This is a genomic window from Bacillota bacterium (assembly GCA_012518215.1).
Classification (GTDB): domain Bacteria; phylum Bacillota; class Dethiobacteria; order DTU022; family PWGO01; genus JAAYSV01.
In genome coordinates this window covers 62294-76676 of the sequence record JAAYSV010000046.1, presented here as the reverse complement: position 1 = coordinate 76676, position 14383 = coordinate 62294, and the positions used below count along the sequence as shown (strand labels likewise).

The following is a 14383-nucleotide window of genomic DNA, read 5'->3' as shown; positions in this document are numbered from 1 at the left end:
TGTTGCCTACTTTCCCAGAATATTTTTCAAGGTTTGAGCGTCTGCAGGATCCAGCCATGCATCCACCAACTCTTCATGTTCCCCGAGGAACCATCTGGCAACTTCAACATAGTCTTCGGTACCGGTTTCCTGCATGTAGGCCAGGGCCTCCGATGTCAACTGGCTCGATGTTCTGTAACGGCCTAGAAATTCCATGAAGCCCCTGTTGGTTTCATCGTCTGCAAATTTGTTGCTTGCAGTTATGGTTACTTTTACTGCCGGGGGCATACACTTGCCGTCAAGGAACGTATCCTTGTCGTAAGGCTCATCGTCCAACAGCACCATGTCATACTTGCCCATCAACCAGGTTGGTTCCCAGTAGTATGCAGCGACAGGTTCTCCCCTCTCATATGCGGATGTTATGGCTGCTTGCAGGGCGGGATCGGAACCTGGCCTGAAATACTCGAAATTGTCATCGAGGTTGTAGTGTAAATATTTTTTATGCATGATTTCATCTATTTCCCAGCCGGGGATGGCGCCATATATCCTTCCCATACCCGGTTTTTCATCATCCGGGAACAATTCGGCATGATCTTTCAAATCCCATACATATTTCAAATCCGGAGCAGAAGCCTCGATGCCCCTTTCCGGATCACCTTCAATCACATATCTGGGAACATATATACCCTGGTAATTGTCATCAAAGTTTATACCCAATTCTTCAAACTTGCCTGCCGCCAGGTCTCCTTCATATGGAGCAATATTGTCAGTCCAATTTTCCATGTTCACGTCTATTTCGCCTTTCAATATGCCTTCGTGCATTACTGCGGTGGTACCGGGAACCTCGGTCCAGGTGTATCCAAATACTTCTTCCGCTATTACCCCGGCTACAGCATTGTGAAACATTATACTCTCCCAACCGGCATTGGCGAAGACAATTTCCTTGTCCCCGGTTTCCGTTCCCTCGGAGCAACCGATACCTGTCAAAGCAAGAGCAAAAAGCAAAACTATACTTATTATCTTTTTCATTCAAAAGCACCGTCCTTCAAATGTTTGTCAATCACGTTTTTTGGGCACGCCGGAATCAATGAAATACAAAAAAGATTACAAAAAAACTATGGAATCCCATAGTTAGCAGGTTAGCATAACAGAACTCCCTTCACGCCTACGAGGTTAGCTGGCGGGTTAGAGCAAAGGGCGGCTCTTCAGATTGATTCACCCCAAAAAAATGGTTCCCCCGTTTCTTGTAACAAGAATTAGGCGATGCTATTTGTATTTAGTTTTCCCAACCAATACGTTTAGCAATATAACATAAGAGTACATCTTTTGCAAATTTGCCGTAACGGCGGAGTGAGTCAAATATTATCGGGTAATGCCTTGACCTCAAATAAATTTATGGAAAAAATGTTAAACCATTCACCGATTTTCAATACCAACAACCTGTATCATTTTTTTCTCCTTCATCTTTATCCAGAGTGCACACGTACCATGGTTAGCATACAACCTGGCTGCATTTTCTCCTTGACAAATATTTGTTCGTACAACCAGTTTTGGGAGCAAGTCCCCGGTTTTCCAAAGAAGGAAATAAATGCTCTTTTAACGAAATATGCCTGTAGGTTTCCGGGAAGGGGTAGAAAAGCGTGGGGAAGATTTTGGTCGTGGCGGAGAAACCCTCGGTGGGGCGTGATCTGGCCCGGATCTTGAAATCCCGCAAGAAAGAAGACGGGTATATGGATGGTTCCGATTATGTGGTTACCTGGGCTATTGGCCATCTGGCCAAGCTTTACGATCCAGGTGATTACGACCAGAAATTCAAAAGGTGGAGCATGGGCAATTTGCCATTGATCCCTCCCCGGATGAAGATCAAGGTGGACCCCAAGCACAAGAAACAGTTTGATACGGTCAAGATGCTGATGAACAGTACCCAGGTTGCATCCATCATCTGCGCTACCGATGCCGGACGCGAGGGGGAACTGATCTTTCGCTATATTTATGAACTGGCCGGGTGCAAGAAGCCGGTTGAACGGCTGTGGATTTCCAGCATGGTGGACGAGGCCATCAAGAAGGGGTTCCAGTCCCTCAGGCCCGGGAATGAATTCGATAATCTTTTTTATTCCGCACGTTGCCGTTCCGAAGCCGACTGGCTTGTCGGTATCAATGCTACCCGTGCTTTCACGGTGCGTCTGGGCCATCTGTTCTCGGTCGGCCGTGTGCAGACACCCACACTGGCCTTACTGGTCCAGCGACAGGAAGAGATCGACAACTTCGTGGCACAGGATTACTGGGAAATCCGTGCTCATTACCCCGGTTTCAGCGGCCTCTGGTACGATTACCGCAAGAAAGTGAGCCGTACCTACGACCAGAACAGAGCCCGGGAGATAGCAACGAAGGTAGAGGGCAAGAATGGCATTATCAGCAATGTCCGGGAGGAAACAAAAAGGGAACTTCCTCCGCAACTCTACGACCTGAATGAACTTCAGCGTGACGCCAACAAAAGCTTCGGTTATCCGGCCCAGAAGACTCTCGATATAGCCCAGAAATTGTATGAAAAATACAAGGTGATCACCTACCCCCGTACCGATAGCCGTTATCTACAGGAAGAGATGGTCCCCGGCCTGAAGGCGTTGATTGAAAATATGGGGGCCGGCAACCCTTCCTACCGTCAGTATGCCGATTATCTGCTCGGCCTGCCCGAGCTGCCGATCACCGGGCGGATCGTGGACAACCGCAAGGTGACTGATCATCATGCCATCATCCCCACGGGAAAGACAGCCAATCTTCCATTGCCCGACCGTAAAATTTATGACCTTGTTGCCCTTCGCTTGCTGGCTGCTTTCTACCCGCCGCATATCTATAAAATCACGTCGATCACGGCAGAGATAGAGGGGGAACATTTTGTTTCACGGGGCAAGGTGGTGGAACAGGAGGGGTGGAAGGGTCTCCATGGAAATATTTCCGAGGAAACCGGAAATGAAAATGAAAGCCGCACCGATTCCCGTTCCGTGAAAGATACTGACCGGGAACAGATACTGCCGGCGCTGCACGAGGGAGACCCTGTCAGGGTTTGCAGTACGGAAATACTCCAGAAAAAAACCAGGCCTCCGGCTCACTACACCGAGGCAACCCTGCTTTCAGCCATGGAGAACGCGGGGCGGTTTGTCGATGATGATGAACTGAAGGAACACCTGAAAGAGAGGGGATTGGGTACCCCGGCCACCCGTGCGGGCATTATCGAACGCTTGATTGCCGTGGGCTACCTGACGAGGGAGGGGAAGAAACTTGTTCCTACCCGAAAGGGGATTGGCCTGATCGGTGTGGTTCCATCAGAGCTGAAATCTCCGGAGATGACCGGCGCATGGGAGCAGAAACTGAATGACATCAAGAAGGGACTTCTGAAGCCGACGGAATTCATGGTTGATATAAAGGATTATACTGCACACGTGGTGGGGGAAGCCGGGCGGGTGGATGCAGGGAAAATCGGGGCGTGGGAAAAAGATGAAGGGGAAAACAATACCGGGCACCGGGCTTCAACGGGCCGATCGTTGGGTAGTTGCCCTTCCTGCAAGAAAGGCGAGGTAGTCGCCAACTCGAAGGGATACGGCTGCAACAGATGGCGGGGAGGGTGCACTTTTTTTATCGGGCGGCAGATACTCGGGCGGCGGATAGGGATAGAAGACGTGAAACGGCTGATTCTTGAAGGAGAAACAGGCCTGATCGAGGGATTCACCTCGAAAAAAGGAAAGAAATTCAGGGCGCGCCTGGTTCTGGAAGAAGGTGGCCGTATCAGCTTCAAATTTACCTGATGGCGGCCGGTTTTCACATCTTCATTGGAGAGGGGGGATTTTCGGGTGATCAAGATATTGCATACCTCGGATCTGCATCTTGATGGAGGAAGGGAGGAGAGGTGGGCTGCACTTGCAGAGATTGTCAAGCTGGGCAGGGAGGAGCGGATCGATGTTATGGTCATCTGCGGCGATCTTTTTGACAGGCATGCCGATGTGGAAGGTTTGTACCCGCTCTGGAAAAGGGTATGGGCAGGCGCTGACTTTCGGGTTCTGATCCTGCCCGGCAACTGCGATGCTGACAGTTACCCGGAGGGCCTCTTTCCGGGAGAACGGGTAGAGGTTATCCGCAACTTTGATGAGCCGGTCAAGATAGGGGGCGTCAGGTTCTGGGGAATGTCCGGCAGTGTTTTTGGAAGTGCACGGATTGCCGCCGCCCTCTATTCCCGGAAGGAGGAACCGGGCGGGGGGGATACGGAGATACTCCTTTATCATGGAGAGCTTCTGGACTCTTGTTTCAGCAGGCAGGATTTTGGGGATGAGGGATATGAACATTACATGCCCCTGAAATTGGCCTATTTGAAAGGCCTGCCCTTTGATTATATTCTGGCCGGGCATCTTCATTCCCGTTTTGCGGTATGGAATCTGGAGTGCGGAGGTTATTTTGTTTATCCCGGGTCACCTGTTTCGATTACCCGTCACGAGACAGGTTTGCGGAAGGTGAATATTTTTACCGTCGGAGACCGGCCCTGCGCCAGGGAACTTGCAACCTTGCACTACGAAGAGGTGAAAATCCATCTTGACCCCTGGGGTGACGATCGTAACCCCGTCGAGATTGTTGGCGAGTGTCTGGAAAAACTCCCCGTCACGGCAGAAGTGATCCTGTCTGTGAAGGGATTTGTTGACGGGGGGAGGTTGGGCATGGACAGGAGGGAACTTGTAAAAGAAATTGACCGTGTCGCTGCCCCACGCTGCAACGGTGAAATAAATCATGAATTCGAGGACATCCGCCCCGTGCTGGAAAATGAAATCTTCCGCCAGTTCAACGAGAAAATCGTGGAGGCGGATTTTTCGGAAGAAAAAAAGGCCGGGGTTAGAGAAATGCTTGTCAGAGCAATGATGGGGGTAAATACATGAAGATAAAGGAATTTTCCATCTCCCGGTACGGCCCCCTGGATCATGGTAGCTACACTGACCTGGGGAACTTCAACTTGTTGTTCGGTTGGAACGAGGAAGGCAAAACGCTGACAATAGATGCGCTGATCAAGATGCTCGTTGGCAAAGCTTCCCGCGGCTTTGACCGGATCAACAGGGTGGAGGAAGAACCGGAGGGTTATATCCTCCTGGAAAAAGATGGCCCGGGAGAAATCAAGTTGCCGCGGGATGGCACCCTGACCACCGTTACGGGGTTGACTGCTTACGAGTGCCGCAACATCTTTGTCATCCGGGACAGTGATCTGGCGATCGCCAACGAGGGCGACTTCTACAAATATGTGACGGACCGCCTGGTGGGCCTCAAGACGGAGGAAATTGACCGCATCATCGGTGAATTGCGTCATACAGGGCATCTTACCCGGAAAGGTGATTTTCAGGACACCCCTCCCTTGAGACTCGGAACCCGCATGCGGCAGGCGATGAAACTGATGGGTGAAATAGACAACCGGCAGCAGGTACTTACGGGAGCCGGTTTTGAACAGATGGAAAATGAACTCCGGGAAACAGAACAGAAACTGGATGGGCTGGAAAACGAACCGGGGTGGCATGAAACGGCCGAAAAAAAAGAAAAATTGTCTGCCGGCCGTGAAGCACTGGATTCCCTGTGCAATGTTATGGAGGCTTGCAAGGATCTTTCTGTATTCAACCGGGACGATGAACAGAAATGGCAGGAGTACGAGACTGTTGTCAGCGGTAATCGGGCTGAACTGAATCTGCACTCTGCAAGTCTGGAAGAGGAATCAAGGAAACTGGAGCGCTACTGCAAGTCGAAAGAAACGGAAGAATTTCTGATGCAGGGGTATATACGCAGCAGGGATCGACTCGAGGAGGATCTGAAGCCCAGGATAGCGGCCTATCAAACCCGGAAAGAACAGTTCATGCGGGCAAAATCGCATGGTTGGGGGAGTTTTCTTTCCGTTTTCGGGCCACTGTCCATATTATCTTTCCTGCTTTCCACTGCCGGGATGTTCCTCTGGGAACAGGGCGGAGAATGGTTTTTCACCATGGCGATTCTAACTCTGGCAGCAATGTTGATCTATGCCGGATTCCTGTTTCGCATGGCCGGAAAAAAACGGCTTCTTGATGACCTGATGAAAGGAATCATCGAGGAGGCCGGGGAATTGAAATTCAAAGCCGAGACACCGGCCGGCGTGCTGGAAAAGATCGATGAATTTTCCCGTGCCGGTGCAGAAAAAAACAGGAAGATACGGGAATTGGAAGAAGAGATAGCCCTTTGCCGCAAGAAGATAGATACTTTGAACGATGAAATGGAAAAACTCGAAGCCATTGCCCGGGATGCGGAAGAAAAGATCAAAGAACTGAAAGAAAATGCCGGGGTAGATACTTTGCAGGAATATCAAGATCGGTTGAGACGCCGCGAGGAGCACGAGCGGGAGGCGGAGGGCCGGGCAGGGGTGTTGACCGATCTGTTTGGTGTGGAGGATGCCGATGATATAAACACCAATATTTCTTTCTGGAGGGAAATAATTGCTCTCCCTGGCGAGCGTCTTCGATCGACGGGGGGGCTCGTCTCCTCCGGGTATGACGGGGACAACCATGAATCGGTTCAGGATGAACGTTACCGGTTGAGGAACCGCAAGCAAGAATTGGTTCATGAACTTGAAAAACACGGAAGAGAAATGGAGATCCTGGGCAGGGAAATCAATACCTGCCTGGCTGCGGAGAATGAATATATTTCTTGCCGTACAACGAATGATCTTCGGGTGGCCCGGGAAAAATTACAGCGATTCATCTCCACATACCAGCAGCGCCGCGCATATACCCATGCTGCTATAAATATACTTGAACAGATCGGTGCAGAAGAGGAAAAAAAGGTTCAGGACCTTTTCGGCCCGGGCAGTGCAGTTAGCAAATATTTTGCGCGGATAACGGATAACCTCTATACAGAAGTCTCCCTGAACCGGGAAAATGGCATGATCGAGGTCCTTCGCTCCGACGGTCAGAGATTGAATGCCTGGCAACTTTCGGGCGGAGCGTACGACCAGCTGTATCTCTGCATCAGGATTTCTCTGGGAGAGAAGTTGTTGTCAGGCAAGAAAGGCTTTTTCATCCTGGATGATCCTTTCTTGAAATCGGACACCCGCCGCCTGGTGAACCAGATCAATTTTTTGCGTGACCTGGCTGCCCATGGCTGGCAGGTGATATTCTTTACCGCCAAGGATGAAGTTAAAACAGTTCTGGCAGGGGCTATCGAACGGGGAGAAGTCAGGTTGATCATGATGTAGCCGGTGTCTGAAAGAGATGCCTTGCAAGAGGCGGGAACCTGCAGATCGGGGGTAAACTGTTTGAAGCTCATATGGTTCGGGGACGGGCATGCGCAGGGGGTGCTCATCATCTTTGCCCTGGGGGCAATTGCACTGGTCATGCTCCTGGCTCTGGCATCTGCTTTTTTCCCGCGGGAATCAAGCCAGGATACGATCCGTTATTTTGATCAGGGATTCCTCGAGCAGGCCGCTCGTTACCAACGCTCAAGCATAGGCGTTTTTATCATCAACAAGCTTATAATATGGCTGTTTTATGCTGCTTTGATCGGTTTCACATGGAAATATTTCGCCGTATACAGGCCATCAAGTCCATGGTTGGTTCTTGGTTTTGTTTTTCTGCTGTTGACAGCTCTGCTCCTCCTTACATTTCCCCTTGATCATTATCGTGGATTCGTTATGGAGCATCGTTTCGGGCTCGCTACCAGTACATTTGTAAACTGGTTGGGCGATCATGCCAAATCGGCGGGCATCTCCCTGGTTACCTCCGGCTTTTCATTCTGGATCCTGTATCTGCTGAGGAACAGATTCGCGGACGGGTGGTGGATCATTGCCGGACTGCTGTTGTCCATCTTTCTGATTGTTTCCGTCTTCCTCTCGCCCCTTCTGATCGACCCCCTCTTTTACCGGTTTTACCCCCTGAAAGATGAACAGATGCGTTCGCGCATTGCAGATATGGCCACGGAGGCAGGAGTGGATCTGGACGAGGTTCTGGTAGCCGATGCCAGCCGGAAGACCAACAAGGCCAACGCTTATTTCACGGGATTGGGCGGGACAAAGCGAGTCGTTATCTACGATACCCTGGCCACTCGTTTTTCCGCAGAAGAATCCCTGGCCGTGATCGCCCATGAAATCGCTCACTGGCGATACGGGCATGTTTTCAAGGGTATCATACTGGGCATTGTCGGTATTTTTTCGGCTCTGTTCATCCTTCATATTCTTGCAATCAAACTTGGTCTCGGCGGGGGAGACATGCGCATCATCCCCCTGGCGCTTCTGTTCGTCTCGCTCCTTTCCTTTGTTGCCATGCCCGTGGGAAACAGTGTTTCCAGGCATTTTGAAAGGCAGGCCGACCAGGAAGCGATACGTTTGACCGGCGATCCGGAAGCTCATGTTTCCCTGTTCAGAAACCTTGCCCATGTCAACCTGTCCGAGGTGGAACCGCATCCCTACATCGAATTCCTGCTGTATTCCCACCCTCCCCTGATGGAAAGGATAAGAGCGGTAAAATAGAAAAAATGTCCCGCGGAAGCCCATCATACCGCTTCATTATCGGCTTTCAATGAATTTGCCGGTACCGGGGGGCTAAATTTGTTCGGGCAGCGACATCTTTCATCATATTTAGCTCAATTTTCCTCATCAGATTCACCTCGTTTTAATAAAATCAATACGAGGTAACTTTCCAAAAACCGGGACATTTTCCCCTGTCTTCTGATGGGACATTATCGCATGTGAATCACTTTGACTCACTCCGAGAAAAACCGGGTATTGACAAAATAATTATCGTATGCTAAAGTTATCCCCAAGTTGAATATTGTAAACAATGACGGGAAGTAGTAAGCAATTGTTGACAACGCAGAGAGCCGGGTTGAAGGGTAACCTGAAGCTGTGAGCCCGGTGTTGTGAGCATTGCCGAATGGATCCCCGAGTTTGCCGGCTGAAATTTGTTTGAATCTTGATTTTCTACAAAGAGTATGCCTGGCCGGAGCTTCCGCCGATAAAAGGAAGCAGGTATCGGAGACAATGGCAATTTCACGGCGAAGTCTCCCGCACCTGATAAAGAGATCTGTTTGTTTCAACAGATAACTCGGGTGGCACCGCGAGAAACCCCCTCGTCCCAAGATGGGCGGGGGTTAATTTTTTAAGGAGGTGTTTTTGACCGCTTTTTGTCCTTGCAACCGTCTCGAAAAAATTCCAAAGGAGGTTGTTCATGATGCAGGAGAACAGAATAATTCTACCCGAAAGAGAGATTCCCAGGGCCTGGTACAACATACGGGCCGATATGCCAAATCCTGTCAAACCGCCGCTTCATCCCGGTACGGGTCAGCCTGCAACCGCGGATGATTTTGCGGCCCTTTTCCCGATGAACCTCATCGAGCAGGAATTTTCGGTGGAAAGGTTTATCGATATCCCCGAAGAAGTGCTGGAAAAACTTCTATTGTGGAGGCCGACCCCGCTGGTAAGGGCTTATGCCCTGGAAAAATATCTGAAAACGCCGGCCAGGATCTACTTCAAAGATGAGGGCGTCAGCCCCGCCGGAAGCCACAAGCCGAATACGGCCGTAGCACAGGCGTATTACAACAAGGTGTCCGGAATCAAGAGGCTTACCACGGAAACGGGTGCCGGTCAGTGGGGAAGTGCCCTTAGCCTGGCCTGCAAACTTTTCGGACTTGAATGCAGGGTCTACATGGTGCGGGTCAGTTACGATCAGAAACCGTACCGCCGCGCGCTCATGAAATTGTGGGGGGCCGATTGTTTTCCCAGCCCCAGCGAGGAGACCGCTTTCGGGCGAAAATTTCTGCAGGAAGATCCTGATTGTGCCGGCAGCCTGGGAATTGCCATCAGCGAGGCGATCGAAGACGCCGCCAATTCCGAGGATACCCGTTATTCACTTGGAAGTGTGCTTAACTTCGTCATGCTCCATCAGACGGTCATCGGCCTGGAAGCGCAAAAACAGTTCGCGGCAGTGGGCGATTATCCGGATATAGTTATCGGATGCGTGGGCGGCGGTAGCAACTTCTCCGGCATTGCCTATCCATTTTTGCGCGACAAGATTCATGGAAAGGAAATTGACATTGTTGGAGTTGAACCAACTGCCTGCCCAACCTTGACCCGGGCTCCCTTCGGTTATGATTTCGGGGACACGGCTCAACTGACGCCGCTACTGGCGATGCATTCTCTTGGTCATGATTTCATGCCCGCGCCGATACATGCCGGTGGGTTGCGTTACCACGGCTCCTCACCGTTGCTGAGTCAGCTTCTGATTGACAAACTTGTTGAGGCCAGGGCTTACAACCAACTGGCCACCTATCGGGCCGGTGTAACCTGGGCGCGAGTTCAGGGGTCAGTAATTGCCCCCGAGACCACCCATGCCGTTGCGGCGGTGATCGAAGAAGCGCTGAAAGCAAAAGAAGAAGGGCGGGCCAAAACGATCCTGTTCAATCTGAGTGGACATGGGTTTCTTGATCTCAGCGGGTACGAAAACTACCTGGATGGAAATCTTACCGATTATTCCCTTCCCGAGGAAGAAATTGAAAGAAGTTTTAAATTAATTTCAAAACATCCGCGGCCGTGAAAGCGGGCAAAGGCAGAAAATGAATCGGGAAGCGGCTTCAACCCTGTTTAAACGCCCTCTCCGGGGAAAAAAAATAACCACGGGAGGGCATTTTTGTAATAGTAAGATAGTTAATAGTTTTTTAACAAGAAGGAATATAGACTTTTTTGTAGAACTATCTATTTTTAGGAAGGTTAACGTTTTGAAGTATTGTTATTTGATATCTGTTAAATTAAGGGGGCCGGGGAATGTTCTAGGTTACCTTCCGTACAGTTTCACAGATGCTTCTGGAGATGATATGTCTTGTTTATTGCAATGAAGGAATACCGAATGTTTTTGACGAATAAAACAAGATGTACTGATCTTTACTTTTTCAGACAGGAGGTGGTTCTGGCTAGTCAATAGATCTTTTCTAGGCTTTTATATTATAAAAGAAGAATTTGGGGGTGGTAAAGAGTGACACCGAAAACGTTTGAACGTGGGGCTTTTATTTCACACTACAAGGAATTCACAGAACATAAACCAATAACGACCATACCTCTGCCCGATGAAGTGGTAATTCCCCTGCACCAGCATACAGGGGCACCATGTTCAGCCATGGTCGAAGTTGGGGATAAGGTAAAGACAGGGCAGAAAATAGGTTCCAGTGATGCTTTTGTCAGCGCGCCTATTTTTTCCAGCGTGGATGGCGAGGTAATTGCCATTGAACCACGGCCGTATTTCACGGGAACGAATGTCAATGCGGTGGTAATCAAGGTGGCTCCCGAGCAGGAAGAGCCCCAGTGGAAGGACAATGACATCAGCAAAGTCAGCGCTGACCAGATCAAGGAGTATATAAAGGAAGCGGGAATTGTGGGGATGGGAGGAGCGGCTTTCCCTACTCATGTCAAATTGAGCCCTCCCCGATCCATCGATGCAGTAATCATCAACGCTTGCGAATGCGAGCCTTTCCTGACCTGTGACCATCGCAACATGTTGGAGATGCCCGAAGCATTGATCGAAGGTACCAAACTGATCGCCAAAACGGTTGGTGCTCCCATGATCTATTACGGCATCGAGACCAACAAAGGCGATGCCATGGAAGTGATCAGGAACAGGATTTCCAGAGAGAAAAACATGGAAGTTGTTGAACTGGATGTCAAATATCCACAGGGTGCCGAAAAACAGTTGATCAAGGCTGTAATGGATCGTGAGGTACCCCCCGGCAAACTGCCGTTTGACGTAGGCGTTGTCGTGCAGAACGTGGCCACGGCAATTGCTGTTTACGAGGCTGTCAGGTATGAAAAACCCTTGTATGAAAGGGTCTTGACCGTGAGTGGCGACGGGATTGCCAGGCCGGGCAATATCAAGGCAAGGATAGGGACATGCATCGATCATATCATCGAACAATGTGGCGGAATCAAGGCCATGGGCCAGGCGAAGGTAATCATGGGCGGACCGATGACCGGCTGGGCGCAGACCCGTCTTGACATACCCATCACAAAAGGCTCCAGCGGTATACTGGTATTCGGTACGGAGATGATTGCTGAAACCGAACATGAAGCTTGCGTACGCTGCGGAAAATGTGTTGACCATTGTCCGATGGGACTCTATCCGAACTATATCGGCACATATGCAGAAACCGGCAGATACGAACTGGCGGAGGAATGGGGTGCCATAGACTGTTTCGAATGCGGGGTCTGTGTTTATGTCTGTCCTTCAAACAGGCCTATTGTGCAGTTTGTGCGCGAAACCAAGCAGTATCTGGCCGCCAAGAAAAAATAATGATTGTCTGTAAAATCCGATCATGGACAAATTGTTTTCGAGGAGGGATTTAGAGTTGGACAAAGATTTAAGGCTTGTTACATCGCCGTCTCCACATTTACGTTCCGGGGAAACCGTATCCGGCGCCATGCGTGATGTACTTATTGCCCTTCTGCCGGTTACCGTTGTTTCCATTATTTTGTACAAACTGAACGCCGTATTTCTGATTGCGGTATGTTTGGTGACTGCGGTCCTTACAGAACTGATATTCCGCAAGCTTCTTGGAAAAAAATCAACATTGGGTGATAGCAGCGCCATGGTTACCGGTCTGCTCGTGGCTTTATGTTTCGGTCCGGGAACAGCATGGTGGACGGCTGCTCTGGCTACCTTTATCGGGGTCGGGCTGGCCAAGGAATTGATGGGGGGGTTGGGATGGAACCGTTACAATCCGGCTCTGTTCGGTAGGGTTTCGGTCATCCTGATAGTTCCCCTGTTCCAGCTGGTTACATCGGGCTTTGCTCCCCTGAAACCGTATCTGGGCAGTATCGATACCCTGACCCAAGCTACTCCCCTTGCACTTCTTGCTCAAGGCGAAGGAATGCCGAGTCTTCTTAAGGTCCTTATCGCACATCCGGGCGGGGCACTGGGTGAGACGACAGCGCTTTTTGTAATCCTGGGCGGGCTTTATTTGCTGCGCAAAGGACATATTTCCTTGCATATTCCAATCTCCATCGTGGCCACCGTATTCATCATTGGCCTGGCTACAATTCCCACCTTGGGTTGGGAAGGGCCTTTTTACCATGTTCTGACCGGTGGTGTTCTGCTCGGTGCTCTGTTCATGGCTACCGATTGGGTTACCAGCCCGATCACCACCAAAGGGAAAATCATTTTTGGTATCGGTATCGGTCTGTTACTGATGATTTTCCGGTTATGGCTTGCCCCCACCGAAGGGACGGCTTTTTCGATCCTGATCATGAACGCTTTTGTTCCGCTTATTGATCGTTACACGAGAAGGCTCAAGTTTGGTGAGGTCAAGGAGGGCGGGGCAACGGTCGTTCCCGCCAAGCCGGTGGAGAAGAGTAGTTAACGATTGCTATCATAAATATCAAAAGCAAGCAAGGGCAAATTACAGGGGGTGGGGTTGCTGTTATGGAAATCACACTTTGCATGATAATGAAACTGACCGGGGAAGCGCCCGCTAGAAGGCATTTCTGTTCCGGATCGATAGGGAGGTGTAGAACATGAAAAAAGCCATGTTATTCGATACATCCAAATGCACGGGATGCCGTGCTTGCCAGGTAGCTTGCAAACAATGGAATCAGCTGCCGGCAGAGCAGACAGAATTCAGAGGAACCTATGAAAACCCACCTGCTTTTTCTGCCAACACCTGGACCAAGATTGGATTCAGGGAATACTACAACGAGGAACTTGACAAGGATCAATGGATATTTACCAAACTTGGCTGCATGCACTGTACGGATGCTGCCTGCATAAAAGCTTGCCCGGCGGGTGCGATCAGTCATACCGATTTTGGCACGGTGGTTATCGATGATAAAAAATGCATCGGTTGCAACTACTGCGTTGCCAACTGTACTTTCAACGTGGTGGGGTTTGACCGGGTTGCCAACGTTGCGCGCAAGTGTACCTTCTGCCATGACCGTCTCTCGAACGGTGAGATTCCGGCCTGCGCAAAAACCTGTCCCACCGGTGCATTGACCTTCGGTGATCGCAAGGAGATTATCAGTCTGGCCAAGAAAAGAAGGAAAGAACTCCGGGAGGGTAGTTTCCCCAAAGCCGACATTTATGGCCTTGAGGAAGTGGGAGGAACCGGAATGCTCTATATCCTGAAAGAAGGCAAGGATAATGCGGAAGCCAAGTACGGCTTGCCGACCAATCCGCGGGTTCCTTTCGCGGCTTATATCTGGGACTATGTCTTCAAGCCGGTAAGAATGGTTCTGGTTGCAGCTCTGGCGTTGGCACTCTGGGCCAACAAATCAGATTCCAAGAAACAACCGGCAGCCGGTCAGTAAAGAGGCGGATAGCAACGGGCCTGTACCTGGTAGCTGGTACAGGCCCGTTTATTTTTGTTAGTGAATTGCGGCCCCTTT

Annotated in this window: 9 protein-coding genes; 8 read left to right on the top strand and 1 reads right to left on the bottom strand. The window is 50.3% G+C overall.

What is annotated here, in order from left to right; translation table 11 throughout:
* Positions 1-6 precede the first annotated feature (6 nt).
* Positions 7-1008, bottom strand: coding sequence for an ABC transporter substrate-binding protein (locus GX364_07420; GenBank protein ID NLI70675.1), 1002 nt, complete (start codon positions 1006-1008; stop codon positions 7-9).
* 611 nt (positions 1009-1619) lie between these two features.
* Between GX364_07420 and GX364_07415 the strand changes: the two genes are divergently transcribed.
* The 8 genes from GX364_07415 to GX364_07380 all read left to right on the top strand — a co-directional run bounded on the left by GX364_07415 (position 1620) and on the right by GX364_07380 (position 14305).
* On the top strand, positions 1620-3782 hold the full coding sequence (locus tag GX364_07415; GenBank protein NLI70674.1) for a DNA topoisomerase III: 2163 nt from the start codon (positions 1620-1622) through the stop codon (positions 3780-3782).
* Positions 3783-3827: 45 nt separating this feature from the next.
* Positions 3828-4898: a DNA repair exonuclease gene (locus GX364_07410; protein ID NLI70673.1), complete on the top strand. Its 1071-nt coding sequence runs from the start codon at positions 3828-3830 to the stop codon at positions 4896-4898.
* A complete protein-coding gene (locus GX364_07405) occupies positions 4895-7222 on the top strand; it encodes a hypothetical protein (protein ID NLI70672.1) in 2328 nt (775 codons plus the stop codon). The genes GX364_07410 and GX364_07405 overlap by 4 nt, the downstream gene beginning before the upstream one ends.
* Before the next feature lie 60 nt (positions 7223-7282).
* A complete protein-coding gene (locus tag GX364_07400) occupies positions 7283-8491 on the top strand; it encodes a M48 family metallopeptidase (GenBank protein ID NLI70671.1) in 1209 nt (402 codons plus the stop codon).
* 700 nt (positions 8492-9191) lie between these two features.
* A complete protein-coding gene (locus GX364_07395) occupies positions 9192-10553 on the top strand; it encodes a TrpB-like pyridoxal phosphate-dependent enzyme (protein NLI70670.1) in 1362 nt (453 codons plus the stop codon).
* 435 nt (positions 10554-10988) lie between these two features.
* Entirely contained in the window at positions 10989-12296 is a 1308-nt protein-coding gene (rsxC, locus tag GX364_07390; protein ID NLI70669.1) for an electron transport complex subunit RsxC, read from the top strand.
* 55 nt (positions 12297-12351) lie between these two features.
* Positions 12352-13362 carry an RnfABCDGE type electron transport complex subunit D gene (locus GX364_07385; GenBank protein NLI70668.1) on the top strand — a complete coding sequence of 337 codons (1011 nt, stop codon included), beginning with the start codon at positions 12352-12354 and terminating at the stop codon, positions 13360-13362.
* 154 nt (positions 13363-13516) lie between these two features.
* A complete protein-coding gene (locus tag GX364_07380) occupies positions 13517-14305 on the top strand; it encodes a 4Fe-4S dicluster domain-containing protein (protein ID NLI70667.1) in 789 nt (262 codons plus the stop codon).
* Positions 14306-14383: the final 78 nt, after the last annotated feature.